This window comes from Pseudomonas sp. MWU13-2105 (genome assembly GCF_023242315.1).
Taxonomy (GTDB): Bacteria; Pseudomonadota; Gammaproteobacteria; order Pseudomonadales; family Pseudomonadaceae; genus Aquipseudomonas.
This window is the reverse complement of sequence record NZ_JALLIY010000010.1, coordinates 17,994-38,937: the sequence shown is the minus strand read 5'-3', so window position 1 is coordinate 38,937 and position 20,944 is coordinate 17,994. Positions and strand designations below refer to the sequence as shown.

Below are 20,944 nucleotides of genomic sequence, written 5' to 3'. Positions count from 1 at the left end.
ATCGATGTCCGCCGGACAAGGCTTATGCCTGGGAGGCCGGCCAGTTGTCGGGGATCACCGCAATCACATCGATCTCCATCAACCATTGCGGCTGGCCAAGCCCCGAGATCACCAGGCCGGTGGAGATCGGGAACACCCCCTTGAGCCATTTGCCGACCACCTGGTACACAGGCTCGCGGTAACGCGGGTCGATGATGTAGGTGGTGGTCTTGACGATATGGGACAGGTCCGAGCCGGCCTCTTCGAGCAACTGCTTGACGTTCTTCATCGCCTGTTCGGCCTGCGCCCCGGGATCGCCCAGGCCCACCAGGTTGCCATCGAAGTCGGTGCCGATCTGACCACGCACGTAGACCGTGTTGCCGGCGCGGACCGCCTGGCACAGATCATTGTCCAGCGCCTGGTTCGGGTAGGTGTCCTTGGTGTTGAACATGCGGATACGCGTATGGGTGGGCTTGGACATTGACAACTCCTCAAAAGAAATACAGCGCCGCACAGCCGGGTGCGGCTCTCGGACATCAAGCGCTGACGGCGGAGCGGATCGCTGACGGACTGGCGCCGGCCGCCTCCGCCTCGCGCTGCGCGGCATCACGATAGGTGAGGTACTGGCGCTGGATGGCAATCTGGTCGGCGATGTACTTGGCATCGTGCCAAACGCCCCAGATAAACGACGAACCGCGGCGTGACTGCCATGGCAGGCCCAGGAAGTAGATACCCGGCTCGCTGGATACACCGCGCTGATGGCGTGGCTTGCCCTTGTCGTCAAAGGCGTCGACCTTCATCCAGCTGTAGTCGGTGGCAAAACCGGTGGCCCAGATGATCGTGGTGATGCCCGCCGCCGCCAGGTCGAGCTGGAGAATCGGCCGGGTCACGCACTCGGGATCGGGGAAGGTGCGACGGGCCTGCGGATCCGCCGGCAGGTCCAGGCCGTTGCGCTCGACGTAGGCGTCAGCGGCATTGAGCAACGCGAGATAGTTCTCGTCACCGCGGTCCAGGTTATCCGCCAGATCAGCCTGGAAGCTGACCACGCCGTTATCGAACGACTGGGTCAGGCCCACCAGTTGCAGGCCGCGTTGGGCCAGTTCGCGGAAGTCCACCGTGCGCCCGCCGTCGGCACCGCTGACGGCAATGGTCACGTGCTCCCGGCCCGGCTTCATGGCCACGGCATCCCATTCGCCGAGCACCCCCAGCCACCAACAGAAATCACGCTGGCGATAGGCCCGCGGCGGCCGGTCGTGCTGGCCCACCGATAGGTACACCGTGCGGCCGCTGCGTTGCAGCTCATCGGCGATCTGCGTCCCCGAAGAGCCGGCCCCCACCACCAGCACCGCGCCTGCGGGCAGTTGTCGGGGATTGCGGTACTGCGCGGAATGCATCTGGTGGATGCTTGGGTCCTTTGGCGCAATGGCCGGGATCACCGGGTGCTGGAAAGGTCCGGTGGCCACGACAATGCGCTTGGCCTCGATCACGCCCTCGGAAGTTTCCACGGTAAAGCCCGGCCGGCCACTGTTGCGCTCGACCGTCCTGACCTCCACGCCGGTGCGGATCGGCGCATTGAACTTGCGCGCATAGGCCTCGAAATAATCCGCCACCCGCTCCTTGGGCGCGAAGGCGTCCGGGCTGAGGTCATCGAACTCCAGGCCGGGAAAGCGATCGTGCCAGGCCGGCCCATTGGCCACCAGCGAATCCCAGCGGCCGCTGCGCCAGGCTTCGGCGATGCGGTTGCGTTCAAGCACCAGGTGTGGCACGCCCAGTTTGCTCAAATGCTCGCTCATGGCCACGCCGGCCTGACCGGCGCCCACAACAAGCGTATCGATTTCAATGATTCCAGCTGTCATGCCTGTGTCCTTCTCGAAGACGGGTGTGCAGGCATTCTGTGCAGATACAGGGAATAGCGAAATTATGTTTTTTGTCGTCGCAACACAGGAAAAAACTAGGCCTAGGGAAACCTCAGGCCGACGCCGGAGCGGCGATGCCCTGCTCGACCAGCATGCCGTGACACAGCAACCCCAGGACACTGCGCATGTGCCGGGCATGGGCGTCACGGTCGGGGCTCGGCTCGGTGGCCAGGCGGATAAAGGCGACATTCGCGTATTGATTGAATAGCGTCGCGGCCACCTCGATATCCACGCTCGGGCGCACTTTTCCCAAACGCTGGAAGTGCAGGAGCAAGGCCTTGGTTTCTTCAATCACAGCGCTGTTCCACGGCTGCAAGGCCTGGGACAACTCGCCGGTGAACAGCGATGGCGCCAGCTCGCGCCACAGGGAAGCGGGCATGGCCTGCAACTGGTAATGGGTCATCAGCCCTTCCAGCTCGCACAGGGCCTCCAGCGGGTCGCTGTTGTCGTCGAGATGGGCGCGCGCCTCGCGCATCGCCTGCTCGTCGGGGGCCTTGAGCAAGGCCACGAGAATTTCCTGCTTGCCGCCGAAATAATTCACCACCGTGGGCGCCGAGACACCGGCCTGGTTGGCGATCTGCTCCAGGCTGGTGGCCGCGAAACCGTTGGCCTTGAACAGCGCCAGCGCGGCCTCGGCGATCACCTGCCGACGCTGTTCCTTTTGCCGCTCCCTGAGTCCGCTCATGTAGGTCCTGATGTGATTGGGCGATAGGTCCCAGCCTACGGAAATATATTTCCACCAACAAATATTTTCTTTACAAAAATATTTTCCAATGCCAAATATTATTCAGTCACCCCACCCCTGGAGATAAACCATGTCCGCCGAACTCGACCCCAATCGCAGCACCCGCGACTACCAGGCCGCCGACGCCGCCCACCACATCCATGCATTCGTCGACCAGAAAGCACTCAATGCCGAGGGCCCGCGGGTGATGGTCGGCGGCGACCGCCTGACGCTCTGGGACAACGATGGCCAGCGCTACCTGGACGGCATGTCGGGCCTGTGGTGCACCAACCTCGGTTATGGCCGCAAGGACCTCGCCGCCGCCGCCAGCGCGCAGCTGGAACAGTTGCCCTATTACAATATGTTCTTCCACACCACCCACCCGGCGGTGATCGAACTCTCCGAGCTGCTGTTCAGCCTGCTGCCGGGGCACTACAGCCACGCCATCTACACCAACTCCGGCTCCGAGGCCAATGAGGTGCTGATCCGCACGGTGCGCCGGTTCTGGCAGGTGATGGGCAAGCCGGAGAAAAAAATCATGATCGGCCGCTGGAACGGCTACCACGGCTCGACCCTGGCGGCGACGGCCCTGGGCGGCATGAAATTCATGCATGAAATGGGTGGCACCATCCCGGACGTAGCGCACATCGACGAGCCCTACTGGTTCGCCCACGACGGCGACCTGAGCCCGGAGGAATTCGGCCTGCGCGCAGCCCGCCAGCTGGAAGAGAAAATCCTCGAACTGGGCGCCGACAAAGTCGCCGCCTTCGTCGCCGAGCCGTTCCAGGGCGCCGGCGGCATGATCATTCCGCCCGCCAGCTATTGGCCGGAAATCCAGCGCATCTGCCGTCAATACGATGTGCTGTTGTGCGCCGACGAAGTCATCGGCGGCTTTGGCCGCACCGGCGAATGGTTCGCCCACCAGACGTTCGGCTTCGAACCCGACACGCTGTCGATTGCCAAGGGCCTGACCTCGGGCTACATCCCCATGGGCGGTTTGATCCTGTCGCGGCGCATGGCCGAAGCCCTGGTGGAAAAGGGCGGCGTGTTCGCCCACGGGCTGACCTACTCCGGCCACCCGGTGGCGGCGGCGGTGGCCATTGCCAACCTCAAGGCCCTGCGCGACGAAGGTGTGGTGCGGCAGGTGAAAACCGATACCGGGCCTTATCTGCAGAACTGCCTGCGGGAAGTCTTCGGCCAGCATCCGCTGGTGGGTGAAATCCAGGGCGTCGGTCTGGTCGCCGCGCTGCAGTTCGCCGAGGACAAGGCCAGCCGCAAGCGCTTTGCCAACGAGAACGAGATCGCCTGGCGCTGCCGCACCATCGGCTTTGAAGAAGGCCTGATCATCCGCTCGACCCTGGGCCGGATGATCATGGCACCGGCCCTGATCGCCACACGCGCCGAGCTCGATGAGCTGGTGGACAAGACCCGCATCGCGGTCGATCGCACGGCGCGCGAGTATGGCCGCCTGTAAAGTCCGACGGCCTATTGAGAAGTTTTTACTTAACCAAGCGCGATAAAAAACCTCGTTTCGCCCGCTGCCACCGATGGACAGAATGCAGTCATACCCACTCCCGGCCCGGGCAGCCTCTGCGCAGGCTGTCCGGGGCGTGGATGGCGACTCCGGACGGAAACAGGATCAACCCACCATGACGTTTTCAATCGTCGCCCGTTGTGCCGAAACAGGTCAATTGGGCATCGCCATCAGTTCTTCGAGCATTGCCGTGGGCGCCCGCTGCCCCTGGCTGCGCCCCAGCGTGGGGGCGGTCGCCACCCAGAACATCACCCTTCCCGCCCTCGGCCCGCAGGTGCTCGACCAGCTGGAGCACGGACTGTCGCCGGCGCAAGCGCTGGACAAGGCGCTGACCAGTAACGGCTACAGTCAATTCCGCCAACTGACCGCCATCGATCACCTGGGCAATACCGCGCATTTCAGTGGCGCTGAAACCCTCGGCTGCCACAATGCGTTGTCCGGCGAGCAGTGCGTCGCCGCCGGCAATATGCTGGCAAATCCGGCGGTGATCGAAGCCCTGGTGCACACCTTCGAGACCAGCGGCGGGCAACTCGCCGACCGCCTGATCGTCGCCATGCAAGCCGCGGTGGCGGCCGGTGGCGAAGCCGGCCCGGTGCATTCGGCGGCCATGGTGGTGGTCGGCGAGTTGATCTGGCCGATCATCGACCTGAGGGTCGACTGGGCGGACGAAGACCCGGTCGGCCAGCTCGCGCAACTGTGGGCCGCCTACAGTCCGCAGGTGCAGGATTACATCGTCCGCGCCCTCGACCCGACCAAGGCGCCCAGCTATGGCGTACCCGGGGATGAGTAGATGAACAGCAGCCGCGATCTACTGGCCGCGCTGATCGCCTTCGACACCACCAGTCGCGAATCCAACCTGCAATTGATCGAGTTCGTCCGCGACTACCTGGCGCGGTTCGAGGTTCCTTGTGAACTGATCTTCAACGACGAGCGCAGCAAGGCCAACCTGTTCGCCACCCTGGGCCCGGACGACCGTCCGGGTATCGTGCTCTCCGGCCATACCGATGTGGTGCCGGTGGACGCCCAGCCCTGGACTGTGCCGCCGTTCGAGTTGAGCGAAAAGGACGGCAGGCTCTACGGCCGCGGCAGCGCCGACATGAAGGGCTATATCGCCTGCGTGCTGGCGGCCGTACCGGCACTGCTGGCCGCACCGTTGCGCATGCCGGTGCACATTGTCCTGTCCTATGACGAAGAAGTCGGTTGCCTGGGTGTGCGCTCGCTGCTCGCCGAACTGGCACAGCGGGCGCACAAGCCGCTACTGTGCATCATCGGCGAGCCCACTGAACTCAAGCCGGTGCTCGGCCACAAGGGCAAGCTGGCGATGCGCTGCGCTGTCCATGGCGCGGCCTGTCACTCGGCGTATGCGCCGCAGGGTGTCAATGCCATCGAATACGCCGCCGAATTGATCGGCGAACTGGGCCGTATCGGCTCGCGGCTGCGCGCCCCGCACTTGCATGATTCGCGCTTCGATCCGCCCTTCAGCACCGTGCAGACCGGGCTGATCAGCGGTGGCAAGGCGCTGAATATCGTCCCCGCCGACTGTTGCTTCGATTTCGAAGTGCGCGCCCTCCCCAACCTCGATCCCCATGAGGTTGCCCAGCAGCTCGAACTGTACGCGGAACAGCAGGTGCTGCCGAAGATGCGCGCCGTTGACGAGGGCAGCAGCATTCACTTTTCCGAGCTGTCGGCTTATCCGGGGCTGGCCACCGACCCACGGGGCCAGGCGGCGCGCTTGATCGCCGAGTTCTGCGGATCCAGCGAGTTCAGCACCGTGGCGTTCGGTACCGAAGGCGGACTGTTCGACGCCATCGGCATCCCCACCGTGGTCTGCGGCCCCGGCAGCATGGACCAGGGCCACAAGCCCGATGAATTCGTCAGCCTCGAACAGCTCCAGGGATGCGAGGCGATGCTCGAGCGCCTGGTCCAGGCGCTGCGAAGCTGATGCCTCAGGCGTCCGGCTTGGGCGCCAGCACCTCGCGGCAATGGTCGACAAACAACTGCGCCGGCTTGGTCAGTTGCCCGCGACGCAGCCAGGCGGCGGACAACCCGGAGCCGGTGACCTGTTCGGCCAACGGCACGCGCACCACCTTCTGCCCATCATAGGTGTAATCGGAGTACGGCCGGGTCACCAGGATCGAAAAACCGAAGCCGCGCCCGACCATGCCGCGGACCATTTCAATCGACGGTGAGCTGAACAGGATATGCGGGGTCAGCCCCAGCTCCTCGAAGATGCTCACAAAGTAGGTCCGGCTCGGTTGCACATCCAGCAGCACCATCGGCTCCAGCACCAGGTCGTGCAACGACACCTTGGCCTGGTGGGCGAAACGGTGCCCTTCCGGCAGCAACGCATAAGGTTGCTGCGGGGCCATCAACGGCACGGTGTCGATCGTGCTGTCCAGGTCATGCTCATAGAGGATGGCCAGATCGATGCTGCCCGAAGTCAGCGCCTGCACCAGCTCCTGTTGCTCGCCATCGCGAATACGGATTTCCACCCCCGGCCAGCGGTCGCGGAAACCGGCGATCAGGCGCGGCAGGTAGAGCGGCGCGACGGTTTCGAAACAGCCGATATCGATCTGCCCGGCGACCACATCGTTGTCCGCCAGGGCGTTCTGCTCGAACTCGTGGGCCACCCGCAACAGCTCCTGGGCCTTGCGGTAGAAGCGCGCGCCGCTGGGGGTCAACGACACGCCCTGGGCGTGATGGCGGATAAACAACTGCACGGCAAAGCTTTCTTCCAGGTGCTTGATCGCGGTCGACACCGAGGGCTGGGCGATATAGAGCTTGCGCGACGCTTCGGCGACGCTGCCGCACTCGACAGTGGTGACGAAATATTTGAGTTGTCGCAAGTTGTAAGCGGCCATGGCTACCTCGGAAGTGGCAAAGCGAATGCATCGACATCACCCATCAAGAATCGGGCCGGGTTGCCAGAAGCTTATACGTCCCCGATCAGAACCGTACTGCGCGTCCGGCCCTGACGACTTGAGCATCGAGCCGATTTTGCGGTGTTCGCGAGGCACGGGAAACCAGTTATTTCCTGGGACCTGACGTTAAAAAAGCTGCCCAGGCGTGCGCCATCCCGGTGCATGCCTGGTGAGTTTTTTTATCGATAGCGAAGACATTTTTACTAATTTCGTGCCCCCCAACACTTGCTCCACTATCGGGACCACTGATCGTGAACATAGCCCATCGCCGGCTATTCTGGAGAGTGCAGTGACTGACTTGAACACCTGGCAGCGCCTGGCGGGGCAGCAGCGGCTGATCGATACCGCCTGGATTGACGGACGGGCCCACGCAGCGCGGGACGGCGCCACGTTCGCCGTGATCAACCCGGCTACCAGCGCCTTGCTCGCCCAGGTCGCCGCCTGCTCGGACAGCGATATCGACCTGGCCGTGCGCGTGGCCCGCGACCGTTTCGAAAACGGCCCCTGGGCACGGATGCATCCCAGGGAACGCAAGGCGGTCCTGCTGCGACTGAGCGAACTGATCCTGGCCCATCGCGCGGAGCTGGCATTGCTCGACTCGCTGAGTATGGGCAAGCCGGTGATGGACGCCTACAACATCGATGTACCCGGCGCGGCCCAGGTCTTTGCCTGGTACGCCGAAAGCCTCGACAAGCTGTACGACCAGGTGGCGCCCACCGGCCCCGGCACCCTGGCGACCATCACACGGGTGCCGTTGGGTGTGATCGCCGCCGTGGTGCCGTGGAACTTCCCGCTGGACATGGCCGCCTGGAAACTCGCGCCGGCCCTGGCGGCAGGCAACAGCGTGATTCTCAAACCCGCCGAGCAATCGCCCTTCTCCGCCCTGCGCCTGGCCGAACTGACGCTTGAGGCCGGTGTGCCGCCCGGTGTGTTCAATGTGCTCACCGGCCTCGGCGAACAGGCCGGGCGCGCCTTGGGCCTGCACCCGGATATCGACGCGCTGGCCTTTACCGGCTCGACCCAGGTCGGCAAATACTTCATGCAGTACGCGGCGCAATCCAACCTCAAGCAGGTCTGGCTGGAATGTGGCGGCAAGAGCCCGAACCTGGTGTTCGCCGATTGCCAGGACCTCGATCTGGCAGCGGAAAAGGCCGCCTTCGGGATCTTCTTCAACCAGGGTGAAGTCTGCTCGGCCAACTCGCGGCTGCTGGTCGAGCGCTGCATTCACGATGAGTTCGTCGAGCGCCTGCAGGAACAGGCCCGCCACTGGCAACCGGGCGATCCGCTCGACCCGGCCAGCCGGATGGGCGCCATGGTCGACGCCCGGCAGACGGCACGGGTGATGGCGTACATCGACCAGGCCAGTAGCGACGGCGCACGCCGGGTGGCCGGTGGTGAACGGGTGACGATCAACGGTTCGGACAACTTCATCCAGCCGACGCTGTTCACCCAGGTCACTCCCGATATGCGCCTGTCCCGCGAGGAAGTCTTCGGGCCGGTGCTGGCGATCACTGCCTTCGACGATGAAGACCAGGCCGTGCAGATGGCCAACCAGCATATCTACGGCCTGGCCGCCTCGCTGTGGAGCGACGACCTCAATCGCGCCCACCGCGTCGCGGCGCGCTTGAATGCCGGCACCGTCTCGGTCAACACCGTCGATGCCCTGGACGTCAGCGTGCCCTTTGGCGGCGGCAAGCAGTCCGGCTTTGGCCGCGACCTGTCGCTGCATTCGTTCGACAAATACACCCAGTTGAAGACCACCTGGTTTCAGTTGCGCTGAATCCCGGGTAGCCCCGACCTCGCGGGGCGGCGCCGCCGCCCGCGTCAACCCATCAACTAGCAGGGAAAAGCGCATGAAGACGCATTTCGACTACGTCATCGTCGGCGCCGGTTCATCGGGCTGCGTGCTGGCGAACCGCTTGAGTGCCGACCCTTCGATCAGCGTGTGCCTGATCGAAGCCGGCGGCCACGACAACAGCCCTCGGATCCAGACGCCGGCCGGTACCATCACCCTCTACAAGAGCAAAAAGTACAGCTGGAACTTCTTCTCCGCCCCGCAGAAAAACCTCGCCGGCCGTACGCTGCACACGCCACGGGGCAAGGCCCTCGGCGGCTCCAGCTCGATGAACAGCATGATCTACATTCGCGGCCACGCCAGCGACTACGATCGCTGGGCGCAAGCCGGTTGCCCGGGCTGGGACTGGGCCAGCCTGCTGCCCTACTTCAAGAAATCCGAGAACAACCGGCTCGGCCAGGACCCGCGCCTGCATGGCAGCCGCGGTGAGCTGAATGTCGAGGCCGCGCGCGATCCCAATCCAGTGTCGAAGCTGTTCGTGCAAGCCGCCGAACGCCTGGGCCTGCGTCGCAACGATGACTTCAACGGCGACCGGCTCGAAGGCTGCGGGATCTACAACCTGACGCAAAAGGATGCCCGGCGCCTGTCCAGCTACCGGGCCTTCGTCGCGCCGGTGATCGCTCGCCCGAACCTGACCGTGCTGACCGACTGCGCCGTGCATTCGCTGATCCTCGAGCGGCGCACGGCCAAGGGCGTCAGGGTCGAGGTGGGCGGCAACCAACAGACCCTGCACGCCAACCGTGAAGTCATCCTTTGCGCCGGCGCCCTGGGCAGCCCACAGCTGCTGCTGGCCTCCGGCATCGGCCCGGCACAGGAGCTGCAAGCCGCCGGGATCCCGGTCGAGCACGACCTGCCCGGCGTCGGCAAGAACCTCCAGGACCATCTCGACGGCCTGGTCACCGTTCGTTCCAGGAGCCCGCTGACCCTGGGCTTTTCCCTCGGGTCTCTACCCAGCATCCTCAGCGCACCGCTGCGCTACCTGCTGGCCCGCAAGGGCTGGCTGACCACCAACTACGTCGAGGCCGGCGGCTTTGCCCGAACGCCCCTGGCGGACGCCCTGCCGGACGTGCAATTCCACTTCGTGCCCGGTTATCGCAGCCACCGTGGCCGGCTGTTCGAATGGGGCCACGGCTACGCCGTGCACACCTGCGTCTTGCGCCCCAAGAGCATCGGCGCGCTGCACCTGGACCGTGAGCGCAAGCTGGTCATCGATTTCAACTTTCTCGCCGACCCCGCCGACGCCAAGGTGCTGATCGAAGGCTTGAAGCTGGCCCGACGCATTCTCGCCGCGCCGCAGTTCGATGGCATTCGCGGCAAGGAGATGCTGCCCGGCGAAGCCGTGCAGAGCGACGAACAATTGATGACCTACGTGCGTGACTACGCCTCGACGGTGTTTCACCCGGTGGGCACCTGCAAGATGGGTGTCGACCCCATGAGCGTGGTCGGCCCGGACTTGAAGGTCCATGGCTTGAAGGGGTTGCGGGTAGTCGACGCCTCGATCATGCCGAGCCTGATCAGCGGCAACACCAATGCGCCGTGCATCATGATCGGCGAGAAAGCCGCCGACCTGATCCTGCTGCACGCGCCCCTGACAACCACGAGCGCTCAGAGCAACAAGCTCCTGACCGACTGATCGCCGCCCGCTCCAGAAAAACGCTGCCACCCGCAACCGGGCGGCGGCGCTTTCCCGCTTGCCCGTGCGCCAGAACCCCCGCCGCAGAGGCTTTGCGCCCCGGCACGCCTAGCCAGCTTTTTCCTCTTTAGCGACGACATATTTACTAATTTTCCTGGCCCGCCACATCAGCCAATATCAATCTCGCCCCAACAGAGGCACAAGGTCCGTCAGAGACCCAGGTTGTTCAGTTTTTGGCGTCTTGCCTCACTGCCCCGAGATATACCAACTAAAAAACCAACATTCCGGGAGTGCACAATGATCAAGTCTTTCGTCTCGCGCTGCATACGTCCACTGGCCTTGACCGCGATCGCCGTCGGCGTTGCCGGGGGTGCCCAGGCCGGCAGCTTGTCGATCGGTCATACCACCTGGGTCGGCTACGGCACCCTGTACCTGGCCCAGGACCTTGGCTACTTCAAGGAAAAGGGCCTGAGCGTGGAACTGCCGACCATCGAAGAAGCCTCCATGTACATGGCCGCGCAGGCCTCGGGCAAGCTGTCCGGCTCGGCCTCGACCCTGGATGAAATCCTCAAGTACCGCCCGCAGTTCTGCTTCAAGGCGGTTGCGGCCCTGGATGAAAGCCATGGCGGCGACGGTGTGCTGGTGGGCAAGGAGGTCAACAGCCTGCAGGAGCTCAAGGGCAAGGCCGTGGCCGTCAACGAAGGCTCCGTCTCGCAGTTCTGGCTCAACTACCTGCTGAAGAACGCCGGCATGAAGATGAGCGACCTGACCATCCAGAACATGACCGCCGACGACGCGGCCACCGCCTTTATCGCCGGCCGCGTACCGGCCGCCGTGACCTGGGAGCCGCACCTGTCCACCGTGCGTGAAAAGCACACCGGCAAAGTGCTGGTCGACAGCAGCAGCACCCCGGGGGTGATCGTCGATGTCGTGGCCTTGAACTGCGAGGTCGTCGAAAAACAACCGGAGGATGTCAAGGCCCTGGTCGCCGGCTTGTACAAGGCGGTGCGCTACACCCAGGAGCACCCGCAGGAAGCCTACGCGATCATGGCCAAGGGTGTCGGCGGTTACCTGGCGGACCCGGCGGAACTGGCCTCGGCCGCCAAGGGCGTGCGCTTCTATGACCAGGCCATGAGCGAGGCGCTGCTGGGCAGTAATGGCAGCAAGGGTGCCGCCGAGGGCGTGCTCAAGCTGGCCAACGAGACCGCCAGCGAGTTGCAAGGCAAGCCTTACAACGTCAGCTACGCCGACCTGATCGACAACCGCTTCATTACCCCGAAATAGGAGGCGGCATGTCCAAGCGTAACTCGTGGTTGAACCGCTGCCTCACGCCCAAGACCGGCTTGCCGATCCAGGTGATCTGGAGCGCCAGCGGGCTGGCCTGGGCGCTGCTGATCGGGCTGTGGGCCGTGCTGTCCTATGGCGGCGTGGTGCCGGCGATGTTCCTGCCGACCCCGGGCGCCGTGCTCGACGCGGCGCTGCGCCTGAGCCGCGACGGCACCCTGGGGCCGCATGTCTGGGCCAGTGTCGAAGTGGTGATGGTCGGCTTTGTCATCTCTTCAGTGGTGGCGGTGCCCATCGGCTTGCTGATGGGTAGTTTCCGGGTGGTCCAGGCGTTCCTGGAACCGCTGGTCAACTTTATCCGCTACCTGCCGGTCACCTCGTTCGTGCCGCTGTTCATCCTGTGGATCGGCATCGGCCTGGAGCAACGGGTCTCGGTGATTATCTTCGGGGTGTTTTTCCAGCAACTGGTGATGATCGCCGACGTGTCCAAGGGCATCTCCAAGGACCTGGTCAACGCCTCCTACACCCTGGGCTCCAGCCGCGTGGATGCGGTGGTGCACGTGATCGCCCCGGCCTCGCTGCCGGGAGTGCTGGACACCTTGCGGGTGACCATGGGCTGGGCCTGGACCTACCTGGTGGTGGCTGAACTGGTGGCCGCCTCCAGCGGCCTGGGCTACCTCAGCCTCAAGGCCATGCGCGGCTTCCAGGTCGACGTGATTTTCCTGGCGATCGCTGTTATCGGCCTGTTGGGGCTGGTCACCGATCAACTGTTCAGACTTCTTCGCTTGAAGGTGGCCGCATGGGCTCAGTAACGGCAACAACCCCCAGGCTCGTCACGCCGATGAGCATCGCCCCCAGCACCGCCCCGCGCCTACGCGTCGACAGTGTCAGCCTGCACTACAAGACGCCTTCGGGCGGGACCTTCACCGCCCTGGAGAACGTGTCGTTCGAAGTCCCCGACCAGCAGTTCGCGGTCCTGGTCGGGCCTTCGGGCTGCGGCAAGTCCAGCCTGCTCTACCTGACGGCGGGGCTGGCCGAGCCGACCTCGGGCGACATCTACGTCGGCGGCCAACTGGTCGACGGCCCGGGTGCCGACCGTGGCATGGTGTTCCAGAGCTACACCCTGTTTCCCTGGCTGACGGTGCGCAAGAACATCGAGTTCGGCCTCAAGCGCCGTGGCATCGCCGCCGCCGAGCGCCGCGAGACGGTGGACTACTACCTGAACGAGGTCGGCTTGCTGAAGTTTGCCGATAACTATTCCAAGCAGCTTTCGGGGGGCATGATGCAACGGGTCGCGATTGCCCGCGCACTGGCCAACGACCCGCAGATCCTGCTGATGGACGAGCCCTTCGGCGCACTGGACAGCCAGACCCGCCTGCAAATGCAGCAACTGCTGCTCAAGGTCTGGGAACACACCAAGAAGACCGTGCTGTTCGTGACCCATGACATCGACGAAGCCATCCTGCTGGGTGACCGCATTTTCGTCATGGGCGCCCGCCCGGGGCGGATCAAGGAGGTGCTGGACGTTCCAATAGGCCGGCCGAGAACCCTGGACATGGTCATGGAGCCGGGGTTTATCCGGATGAAGCGGGAGATCTTTCATCTGCTGCATGACGGGCCGCAAGAGCACTAGGCAGCGTGGGGCCAAGCAGGAGCTCCCCACGGTATGAGAAAGCCCAATCGTTGCCGATTGGGCTGAACTTCATCAGAGGAGCGTCGACCCCGACGCCGCTCACATCCACCCCAGCCATGCCCAGTAGGTACTGGCAAACACCAATAGCAAGGCATAACCGATCAGCGTAATCACCACGCCAACCCGGGCGAATTGTTTCGGATTGAAGGTCTCCGTGCCCAGGCACACCATATTCTGCGGCGCATTGATGGGCAGTATGAAGCCGAAGCTGACGACGAACCCCAAAAGCATGGTCATGCCCAACCGACTGAAATCCCCCGGCAGGTTGTGCAGGACCGCCATCAGGATCGGCAGCAGCGCCGAGGTCAGCGCGGTGGCACTGGCGAACCCCAGGTGGATCAGGATCAGGAAGCCGCTGAGCACGGCAAAAACCCCCAGCGTGCCGATTTTGTCCAAGCCGGTGTGCCCGACGACCTGGGCACCCAGCCACTGCCCTGCCTGGGTGGTCAACAGCGCGGTGCCCAGGCTGATGCCGACGCCGAAGACAATCACCGTGCCCCACGGGATGCGCGCTTGCACGTCCTTCCAGGTCATGACCCCGAAACGCGGCAGCAGCAACAGCACCAGCCCGGCATAAGTCGTCGAGGTCGTATCGAAAGCATGCAGTTTGCCTTCGGTCGCCCAGGCCAGGAGCAGCAGGCCAGAAACAACCGCCAAGCGCTTCTGCGCGCCGGTCATTGGCCCCAGCTCCGCCAGGCTGGCCAGGATAGCGGCTTTGCCACCGGGCACCTGGTCGGTTTCGGGGGGCAATATTTTCAGGACAATGATGATCAACACCACCGACATGACGATGGCCCAGGGCGCCCCGGCGATAAACCAGTCGATCCATGACACGCGCTGGCCGAGCATCTTGTCCATGAAGCCGACGGTCAACAGGTTCTGCGCGGCGGCCGTTTGAATACCGACGTTCCAGATACTCGTTCCCTGCGCGACGATGATCATGATTCCCGCCGCGATATTGGAGCGTTTGGCAACGCCGAAGGCCGCAATCACGCCCATCATGATCGGCACCACGCAAGCGCTACGCGCCGTTGCGCTGGGCACCACCAGGCTGAGCAAGACGATGACCACCATGGCCCCGAGCAATACCCGCCGGGTACTGCCGCCGACTTTCGCCAGCGTCACCAGCGCGATACGCCGGTCCAGCCCGGTGTGCGTCATCGCGGCGGCGATAAACAGTGCACCGACCACCAGCGCCAGGGCCGGATTGGAAAACCCGCTGAGCGCCATGGTGATGCCGGCCGAAGAGCCGTAGGTCAATGCGGGGTTCTGCAGCGTCGGGGCGGTACCGAGCAGAATCGCCATCAGCGACGTAATCATGATCGCACTGGCTTCGTAAGACACCGCCTCGGTGACCCAGACCGTCACCGCGAAGACGAGAATGGCCAACATCCGTTGCCCGACTATAGGTAAATCCGCGGGTAGCGGCAGTATCAACACGATCACCAAGGCAAGGCATGCCGTGATCAGCCCGAGTGGAAATTGCACCGCTACCGCGGGTTTTGCCTGGGAGCCCGGATCACTCATCAATTGCTCCCCTCAGAGGATGCCGCAAACATGACTGGATACTGTGTGCGTATTCAGCCATCAATTGCCGGCGATGCGCTTGAGCCAGGTCAAGGCTGCGGATCACCCGCTCATCGGTGAAGTCCGCTGTCTTCGAGCGCGCCACTCAACAGGGTGTCAATCACCAAGCGAGCCAGTTCGGCATCCTGTTCCGCCTTGACCCCGGACACCCCAATGGCACCGATGCAGTGGCCCTGGTGCCAGATGGCGACACCGCCTTCAAGCATCCCTTGCAGGTTTGGCGCACTCAGAAATGCCGGGCGCCCGCCGTTGATCATCTCTTCATAAACCTTGCTGTCGCGACGCCCCAACGCCGCGGTGCGGGCTTTTTCCGTGGCGATATAACCGGCAATCGGCGCCGTATGATCGAGGCGCAACAGGCCCAATGGATGACCGCCGTCATCGACCACGCAAATCGCCACGGGCCAGTTGCGCTCCCGGGCCAGATCCTTGGCCGCCGAGAGCAATTGCGACACCTGCTGTTCACTCAGTAACGCCTTGGTTTGCATCTTGACTCCGACTGATAAAGAAAACGCCCGCATGCCCAAGCATGCGGGCCGAAACAACGCCCGATCGTTACTCGCCGTAGATGTCGAAATCGAAGTACTTCTGGCGAATTTTATCGTAGGTGCCATTGGCTCGAATCGTCGCCAGCGCCCGATTGAAACGAGCGGCCAGCGGATCGTTCTTGCGCACCGCAATACCGATACCGGTACCGAAGAATTGCTCTTCGGTAAAATTCGGTCCGACGAACTCGAAGTCCCGCCCTTCCGGGCGTTTCAACAGGCTTTCATCGATCACCACCGAACTGGCCATGGTGGCATCGAGCCGCCCGCCCAACAGGTCGAGGAACACTTCGTTCTGCGACCCGTAACGGATCACCTCGGCGCCGGCCGGCGCGAATTTTTCGGTCACGTAGCGATCGAAGTTGGTCGCGCGCTGCACGCCGATCCGCTTGCCTTTGAGCTGAGCGGGGATATCGCTGATAGCACTGCCCTTGCGGAATACCAGGCGTGCCGGAATACGGTAGTAGCGATCGGTAAAATCGACCGATTTCAGCCGCTCGGGGGTGATGGAGACCGATGAAATCACCGCATCGACTTTCTTCACCTTGAGCGCGGGGATCAGCCCGTCGAACTCCTGTTCCTGCCACAGGCATTGGACTTTCATCTCGGCACAGAGCGCCTGGCCGATGTCGTAGTCGAAGCCGACGATGGTGTTATCCGGGGTCTTCGAAGCAAACGGCGGGTAAGCCGCTTCGATGCCGATACGTAGCGGTTGCTCCGCCGCCTGCAGGTTGACCGCAAACGCCAGCAGCGAGGCAAGACTGACTTTCAGGACAAGACTTTTTACGTTCATTCATAGCTCCAGATGCGATGTTGTTTATGTCGGATGCTCCGCAAGCGAAGGCGTCCGTTATGGCAGCAGCAATGTGAACTGGCGGGAGTGGCGACTCTGGCGGTCGACTACTGTGTCGTTGCGCAAGGTTCGACCTGGCGCAGCGGGTACCACGGTGAAACTCAGACGGCGGCGGTGACGATCAGCTCCAGGAGGATCCGCGGGTCATCGAACATCACCTGGGCGGTGGCCCGTGCCGGCGTCTGCCCGGCATCGACCCAGGCGCTCCAGGTTTCATTCATGCCAGTGAAATCGGCAGCCATGTCTTTCATCCAGATCTGCACGCTGAGCAGACGGCTCTTGTCGCTGCCGGAGACTTCCAGCAGTTCGTCGAGCCGTTGTAGAACCTGGCGCGTCTGGCCCTGGATGTCCTGGCTGCAATCGGCGGCGACGATGCCGCTGAGCCAGGCCACGCCGTTATGCACGACACTGCGGCTCAGGCGGGGATTGCTTTCGATGCGTTGAATACGACTCATAAGTGCTCCTGGGTGTGGGCTGTCTCGCTGGCCAGTTGGGCAAGCGTGATGGGTTTGAGCGGCGATCGAATGCGGTAGTAGCCGACCTCCGCGGCGGGGACCTGGCGCTGTCCGGCAATGATTTCAGTAACACTCAAACCACACAGGCGCCCCTGGCAAGGCCCCATGCCGCAGCGCCCGAAAGCCTTGGCCTGATTGGGGCCCAGACAACCGAGTGCGACGTGCCGGCGGATCTCACCGGCGCTGACTTCCTCGCAACGGCAGACAATCACCTCGTCGTCTGGAATACGGTTCTGTTGCTGCGGGCGGTACAAGGCATCGATCAGTGGCCGTGCCGCACGTTGTTGGCGCAAGGCCTTTCGATAAGGGGTGGCGAGTTGCAGCAGCTGTCGCGCATCAATTTTTCCCGACCTTGCGGCCATCGCCAGCCCGGCCAGACGACCTTCGAGCCGCGCCACTTGAACGCCGCCGATGGCCCCACCGTCACCCGCGATAAAAACTCCCGGCAGGCTGCTTTCACCCCAGCTGTCGCGGCGGGCAACCCAGCACAGCTGCTGTTCGCTCCAGTCATGTTCGAGGCGCAATGACCAACTGACCTGGGTGTTGGGCACCACACCTTGATGCAGCAAAACCAGGGAGGCGGGAATCGTCCAGCGACGCCCATTGCTGTCGAAACTCAGCGCCCGGGCCTGCGCCTGACCTTCGATACGCAAGTCCCGGGCAGCCCGAAAATGCCTGACCCCGGCGCGTTTCAATGCGACCAGCAAGCGCAGCCCCTTGAGCAAGTCGCGCCAACCGCGCAAGGCGCCAGGGACTTTGCGCCAGGCCCGCCGCAGGTCGCCCGGGCCACTGGTGTCCACCAGCGCTTCGATCCTGATGCCGGCACGCAGGTATTGCACCGCCAGCAGGTACAACAACGGCCCGCAGCCCGCCAACAGCAGCGGCCCGTCCGGCACCATCGCCGCGCTCTTGAGCAGGATCTGCCCGGCTCCGGCGCTCATGACCCCGGGCAGGGTCCAACCGGGAACCGGCATTGGTCGTTCGAACGCACCGCTGGCGATCAGGACATGCCGCCCCTGCAGGATTTCCGCGCGCCCCTCGATCAGGTAATGCACCTGACGCTGCGGCGTCACCTGCCAGATCGCCGCATTGGCCAGGTAACGGGCGCCGCAGGCGAGGAACTGCGCGACGAGCTCGGCCCCCGCCGCATAGTCATCGCCCAATATGCCGCGACTGCGGGCATCGGCTTGCCGGATGTTGCGATAGATCTGCCCACCGGGGCTGCCCTGTTCATCCAGCACCACCACCGAAAGCCCATATCGCCTGGCTTCAAGGGCGGCGCTCATTCCCGCGGGGCCGGCGCCGATCACAATCAGGTCGAGCGCTTGCTTATTCATCAGCGCCCTCCTCGCCTTGCTCGGCGAGCAGGAAATCGCGAGCACCGCGCTGCCTGAACACACGCATGCCGGCTCGAACCGGCAACAGGCACGCCTGACAATTGGCTTGCCCATCCACCTCGACCAGACACTCGAAGCACACGCCCATCATGCAATAGGGTGCGCCGGGCCTGCCGCTGACCGCGCTTTCACGGGTATGAGTGACGCCGCTGAGCAGTAATGCAGCGGCCAGGGAAATGCCCTCGGGCACCGACAACGACGCGCCTTCGAATTCGATCCGCACGGATTTTCCCGCAGGTCCCAAGGTCCGGAACAAGGTGTCAGCCGACATGACGCCCCTCCTGTTTGAGACTGAAACGCTGCAAACCGAAAGCGCCCACCGCCGGATCATCGAACTCCCCGCCAATCCAGGGCGCCAGGCGCAAGGCGTGGATCGCCGCCAGGGTCACGCCGCTGTGGCAACTGGCAACAACCGCCCCCGGGCAGGCCGGCGACGCTTCGTAGATTGGAAAACCGTCCGCGCTCAACACCCGCAGCGCCCCCCAGGCCCGAACCAACCGTACCTGCGCCAACTGCGGAAAGCAGCGCACGGCACGCGCGGCGATGGCACCCATCACTGCACTGCCGGTAGCGTCGTCGAATCCCACGGACTCGTGGGAATCGCCCAACTGCACCGTGCCTTCGTCGGTCTGGCGCACATAGGTGGTGGGGTAATGCAGAAAAGGCTGGAGCCGCTCGGTGACCAGGATCTGCCCGCGATTGGGACGCACCGGCACATCGAGCCCCAACTGCGCGCCCAGTTCGCGGTTACCGAGTCCGGCAGCAAGGATGACCTGCCCGGCGTGCCAGCGCTGTTCACCGGCGTGCAGTTCAAAGCCCGAGGCGCGCTGACCAATGGCACCGACCCGCTGGCCATTGATGATCCTGACCCCGCGCAGCCGGCAGGCGGCATACAGGGCACGCAACAACTTCAACGGATTGACGTGACCGTCCAGGGGCGAATAGCAGCCCCCCACCACCGTCGGCCCGACGCCAGGCAAGCGGGCGCGCAGTTGTGCCGAATCGAGCAGTTCGAACGGATAATCGCCGTTCATGGCTTCACGCAGCCAGTGCATCCGGCGGCTTTCTTCGGCCAGCTCATCGTCACTCAGGCACAGCTGGAATCCACCGGCCTGGCGCAGGTGGATGTCAATACCGGTATCGGCCTGCAATGAGGCGGCGAAACGTGGCCACAACACCACCGACTCACGTGTCCATTGCGCATAGGGACTCATCCCATAGCCCTTGCCCTGCACCCACAACAGGCCGAAGTTGCCGCGCGCGGCCCGAAAGGCCTCGTCCCCTTCATCCAGGATGCTGACCTGGCGACCGAGCAGGGCCAGCCCATAGGCAATGGACAACCCCACCAAACCTGCGCCGACGACAATGACATCAGTTTTTTGCATGAGTCCCGCTATCGCTCTCACACGCGGAGGAATCACCCTCAGCGCAGGCATTACGCCTGGATAATCTTGATTTAAACGATCCTAGAGAGCTGACAGCGGCTTGAAAAATGCTTTATTTTGGCAAGACCATGTCTTTTTGTTATGGATTTTCCCAAGGGATAGCGCCATGAACCTTCGTCAGCTGGAAGCTTTTCGCGCGGTGATTCTGGGCCAGACCGTGACTCGCGCCGCCGAGATGCTGCACATCTCGCAACCGGCGGCGACCCGACTGATTGCCAGCCTCGAGGAGGACATCGGCTTCAGCCTGTTCGACCGTATCAAAGGCCGGCTCCAGCCCACCCCCGAAGCCATGACGCTGTATCAGGAAGTGCAACGCTCACTGCTTGGCGTCGAGCGTATAGCGCGGACCGCGCAAGATATCCGCAGCTTGAAACGCGGTTCACTGCACATTGCCTGCGCGCCGGCCATGGGCCTGTCGTTCCTGCCGCGCGCCATCGCGGCCTTCATGGCCGAGCATGACCAGGTGCAGATTTCGCTGGTGGTGCAGTCATCGCGGGAGGTGGTGGACCTGGTGGTCGGCCAGCGCTGCGACCTGGGTATCATCGTGCTGCCCAACACCTACCCCAGCCCGCGGGCCGAGAAACTGTTGGCCACCCGCATGCTCTGTGCCCTGCCGGCGAACCACCGCCTACAGGACAAGGCCACGATCCGGCCGGAGGATCTGCGCGGCGAGGCATTTATCTCCTATCCGCAATCCATCGGTTCGCGTCAACACATCGACTCGATATTTGCCGCACATGGGGTCGAGCGTGAACTGCGCCTGGAAACCCAGCTGTCACTGCCTATGTGCATGTTCGTCGAACAGGGATTGGGGGTCGCCCTGGTCGATGCCATCAGCGCCGTCGAGTACCGCGGCAGTGGCATCGTATTCCGGGCGTTCGAACCGGCGATCGAAATGGACTTCAGCATGCTGCTGCCGGTTCAGGGACCGACGTCGAAGCTGCAGGCCCGCTTTCTGCAGCATATGCAGCACTTCATCGCCCAGGAGATTCCAGCGGATTATCGGCTTGAAACGGGAAAGCGATAAAAGCCGCTTATTTCAAACTGTTTTTTCGGAGGAAGT

The 20,944-nt window shown here is 63.5% G+C and carries 20 protein-coding genes; 9 read left to right on the top strand and 11 right to left on the bottom strand.

Features of this window, described 5'->3' with window-relative positions; genetic code table 11:
• Window positions 1–22: 22 nt before the first annotated feature.
• The 3 genes from M5B96_RS15855 to M5B96_RS15845 form a co-directional block, all read right to left on the bottom strand.
• The gene (locus M5B96_RS15855; RefSeq protein WP_248797674.1) at window positions 23–460 is read right to left on the bottom strand and encodes a RidA family protein; all 438 of its coding nucleotides are present in this window, start codon (window positions 458–460) and stop codon (window positions 23–25) included.
• A 55-nt stretch (window positions 461–515) separates the two neighbouring features.
• Window positions 516–1,835, bottom strand: coding sequence for a flavin-containing monooxygenase (locus M5B96_RS15850; protein WP_248797672.1), 1,320 nt, complete (start codon window positions 1,833–1,835; stop codon window positions 516–518).
• Window positions 1,836–1,947: 112 nt separating this feature from the next.
• Complete coding sequence (locus M5B96_RS15845) at window positions 1,948–2,580, bottom strand: TetR/AcrR family transcriptional regulator (protein ID WP_248797671.1); 633 nt, start codon at window positions 2,578–2,580, stop codon at window positions 1,948–1,950.
• Window positions 2,581–2,710: 130 nt separating this feature from the next.
• Here M5B96_RS15845 and M5B96_RS15840 point away from each other — a divergent pair, with 130 nt between their 5' ends.
• From M5B96_RS15840 to argE, 3 genes are all read left to right on the top strand, one after another.
• Window positions 2,711–4,093: an aspartate aminotransferase family protein gene (locus M5B96_RS15840; RefSeq protein ID WP_248797669.1), complete on the top strand. Its 1,383-nt coding sequence runs from the start codon at window positions 2,711–2,713 to the stop codon at window positions 4,091–4,093.
• Between the two features lie 175 nt (window positions 4,094–4,268).
• Complete coding sequence (locus M5B96_RS15835; protein ID WP_248797668.1) at window positions 4,269–4,943, top strand: DUF1028 domain-containing protein; 675 nt, start codon at window positions 4,269–4,271, stop codon at window positions 4,941–4,943.
• Window positions 4,944–6,095: an acetylornithine deacetylase gene (gene argE, locus M5B96_RS15830; protein WP_248797667.1), complete on the top strand. Its 1,152-nt coding sequence runs from the start codon at window positions 4,944–4,946 to the stop codon at window positions 6,093–6,095.
• Between the two features lie 4 nt (window positions 6,096–6,099).
• Here argE and M5B96_RS15825 read toward each other — a convergent pair whose 3' ends face one another.
• Window positions 6,100–7,014: a LysR substrate-binding domain-containing protein gene (locus M5B96_RS15825; protein ID WP_248797666.1), complete on the bottom strand. Its 915-nt coding sequence runs from the start codon at window positions 7,012–7,014 to the stop codon at window positions 6,100–6,102.
• A 349-nt stretch (window positions 7,015–7,363) separates the two neighbouring features.
• Between M5B96_RS15825 and M5B96_RS15820 the strand changes: the two genes are divergently transcribed.
• From M5B96_RS15820 to M5B96_RS15800, 5 genes are all read left to right on the top strand, one after another.
• Window positions 7,364–8,854 (top strand): aldehyde dehydrogenase, encoded by a 1,491-nt coding sequence (locus M5B96_RS15820; RefSeq protein ID WP_248797665.1) that lies wholly within the window; start codon window positions 7,364–7,366, stop codon window positions 8,852–8,854.
• 73 nt (window positions 8,855–8,927) lie between these two features.
• Window positions 8,928–10,562: a GMC family oxidoreductase gene (locus M5B96_RS15815; protein ID WP_248797664.1), complete on the top strand. Its 1,635-nt coding sequence runs from the start codon at window positions 8,928–8,930 to the stop codon at window positions 10,560–10,562.
• Between the two features lie 297 nt (window positions 10,563–10,859).
• Window positions 10,860–11,846, top strand: a complete 987-nt coding sequence (locus M5B96_RS15810) for an ABC transporter substrate-binding protein (protein ID WP_248797663.1) — start codon at window positions 10,860–10,862, stop codon at window positions 11,844–11,846.
• 8 nt (window positions 11,847–11,854) lie between these two features.
• A complete protein-coding gene (locus tag M5B96_RS15805; RefSeq protein WP_248797662.1) occupies window positions 11,855–12,658 on the top strand; it encodes an ABC transporter permease in 804 nt (267 codons plus the stop codon).
• Entirely contained in the window at window positions 12,646–13,479 is an 834-nt protein-coding gene (locus tag M5B96_RS15800) for an ABC transporter ATP-binding protein (protein WP_248797661.1), read from the top strand. The genes M5B96_RS15805 and M5B96_RS15800 overlap by 13 nt, the downstream gene beginning before the upstream one ends.
• Window positions 13,480–13,578: 99 nt before the next feature.
• On the opposite strand, the gene M5B96_RS15795 is transcribed toward M5B96_RS15800, so the two are convergent.
• From M5B96_RS15795 to M5B96_RS15765, 7 genes are all read right to left on the bottom strand, one after another.
• Window positions 13,579–15,066 carry a DASS family sodium-coupled anion symporter gene (locus M5B96_RS15795; protein ID WP_248797660.1) on the bottom strand — a complete coding sequence of 496 codons (1,488 nt, stop codon included), beginning with the start codon at window positions 15,064–15,066 and terminating at the stop codon, window positions 13,579–13,581.
• A gap of 110 nt (window positions 15,067–15,176) precedes the next feature.
• The gene (locus M5B96_RS15790; RefSeq protein ID WP_248797659.1) at window positions 15,177–15,614 is read right to left on the bottom strand and encodes a heme-binding protein; all 438 of its coding nucleotides are present in this window, start codon (window positions 15,612–15,614) and stop codon (window positions 15,177–15,179) included.
• 67 nt (window positions 15,615–15,681) lie between these two features.
• Entirely contained in the window at window positions 15,682–16,464 is a 783-nt protein-coding gene (locus M5B96_RS15785) for an ABC transporter substrate-binding protein (protein ID WP_248797658.1), read from the bottom strand.
• Between the two features lie 161 nt (window positions 16,465–16,625).
• Entirely contained in the window at window positions 16,626–16,979 is a 354-nt protein-coding gene (locus M5B96_RS15780) for a RidA family protein (protein WP_248797657.1), read from the bottom strand.
• Window positions 16,976–18,376 (bottom strand): FAD/NAD(P)-binding oxidoreductase, encoded by a 1,401-nt coding sequence (locus tag M5B96_RS15775; protein ID WP_248797656.1) that lies wholly within the window; start codon window positions 18,374–18,376, stop codon window positions 16,976–16,978. The genes M5B96_RS15780 and M5B96_RS15775 overlap by 4 nt, the downstream gene beginning before the upstream one ends.
• Window positions 18,369–18,707, bottom strand: a complete 339-nt coding sequence (locus M5B96_RS15770; RefSeq protein ID WP_248797655.1) for a (2Fe-2S)-binding protein — start codon at window positions 18,705–18,707, stop codon at window positions 18,369–18,371. The genes M5B96_RS15775 and M5B96_RS15770 overlap by 8 nt, the downstream gene beginning before the upstream one ends.
• Window positions 18,697–19,821: an NAD(P)/FAD-dependent oxidoreductase gene (locus M5B96_RS15765; RefSeq protein ID WP_248797654.1), complete on the bottom strand. Its 1,125-nt coding sequence runs from the start codon at window positions 19,819–19,821 to the stop codon at window positions 18,697–18,699. The genes M5B96_RS15770 and M5B96_RS15765 overlap by 11 nt, the downstream gene beginning before the upstream one ends.
• Before the next feature lie 166 nt (window positions 19,822–19,987).
• Between M5B96_RS15765 and M5B96_RS15760 the strand changes: the two genes are divergently transcribed.
• Window positions 19,988–20,908 (top strand): LysR substrate-binding domain-containing protein, encoded by a 921-nt coding sequence (locus M5B96_RS15760; RefSeq protein ID WP_248797653.1) that lies wholly within the window; start codon window positions 19,988–19,990, stop codon window positions 20,906–20,908.
• The last annotated feature ends 36 nt before the right edge of the window (window positions 20,909–20,944 follow it).

What these genes read in the sequence shown, in the direction of transcription:
- M5B96_RS15855 (WP_248797674.1), bottom strand. Translation starts at nt 460, where the DNA reads ATGTCCAAGCCCACCCATACGCGTATCCGCATGTTCAACACCAAGGAC.
- M5B96_RS15850 (WP_248797672.1), bottom strand. Translation starts at nt 1,835, where the DNA reads ATGACAGCTGGAATCATTGAAATCGATACGCTTGTTGTGGGCGCCGGT.
- M5B96_RS15845 (WP_248797671.1), bottom strand. Translation starts at nt 2,580, where the DNA reads ATGAGCGGACTCAGGGAGCGGCAAAAGGAACAGCGTCGGCAGGTGATC.
- M5B96_RS15840 (WP_248797669.1), top strand. Translation starts at nt 2,711, where the DNA reads ATGTCCGCCGAACTCGACCCCAATCGCAGCACCCGCGACTACCAGGCC.
- M5B96_RS15835 (WP_248797668.1), top strand. Translation starts at nt 4,269, where the DNA reads ATGACGTTTTCAATCGTCGCCCGTTGTGCCGAAACAGGTCAATTGGGC.
- argE (WP_248797667.1), top strand. Translation starts at nt 4,944, where the DNA reads ATGAACAGCAGCCGCGATCTACTGGCCGCGCTGATCGCCTTCGACACC.
- M5B96_RS15825 (WP_248797666.1), bottom strand. Translation starts at nt 7,014, where the DNA reads ATGGCCGCTTACAACTTGCGACAACTCAAATATTTCGTCACCACTGTC.
- M5B96_RS15815 (WP_248797664.1), top strand. Translation starts at nt 8,928, where the DNA reads ATGAAGACGCATTTCGACTACGTCATCGTCGGCGCCGGTTCATCGGGC.
- M5B96_RS15810 (WP_248797663.1), top strand. Translation starts at nt 10,860, where the DNA reads ATGATCAAGTCTTTCGTCTCGCGCTGCATACGTCCACTGGCCTTGACC.
- M5B96_RS15805 (WP_248797662.1), top strand. Translation starts at nt 11,855, where the DNA reads ATGTCCAAGCGTAACTCGTGGTTGAACCGCTGCCTCACGCCCAAGACC.
- M5B96_RS15800 (WP_248797661.1), top strand. Translation starts at nt 12,646, where the DNA reads ATGGGCTCAGTAACGGCAACAACCCCCAGGCTCGTCACGCCGATGAGC.
- M5B96_RS15795 (WP_248797660.1), bottom strand. Translation starts at nt 15,066, where the DNA reads ATGAGTGATCCGGGCTCCCAGGCAAAACCCGCGGTAGCGGTGCAATTT.
- M5B96_RS15790 (WP_248797659.1), bottom strand. Translation starts at nt 15,614, where the DNA reads ATGCAAACCAAGGCGTTACTGAGTGAACAGCAGGTGTCGCAATTGCTC.
- M5B96_RS15785 (WP_248797658.1), bottom strand. Translation starts at nt 16,464, where the DNA reads ATGAACGTAAAAAGTCTTGTCCTGAAAGTCAGTCTTGCCTCGCTGCTG.
- M5B96_RS15780 (WP_248797657.1), bottom strand. Translation starts at nt 16,979, where the DNA reads ATGAGTCGTATTCAACGCATCGAAAGCAATCCCCGCCTGAGCCGCAGT.
- M5B96_RS15775 (WP_248797656.1), bottom strand. Translation starts at nt 18,376, where the DNA reads ATGAATAAGCAAGCGCTCGACCTGATTGTGATCGGCGCCGGCCCCGCG.
- M5B96_RS15770 (WP_248797655.1), bottom strand. Translation starts at nt 18,707, where the DNA reads ATGTCGGCTGACACCTTGTTCCGGACCTTGGGACCTGCGGGAAAATCC.
- M5B96_RS15765 (WP_248797654.1), bottom strand. Translation starts at nt 19,821, where the DNA reads ATGCAAAAAACTGATGTCATTGTCGTCGGCGCAGGTTTGGTGGGGTTG.
- M5B96_RS15760 (WP_248797653.1), top strand. Translation starts at nt 19,988, where the DNA reads ATGAACCTTCGTCAGCTGGAAGCTTTTCGCGCGGTGATTCTGGGCCAG.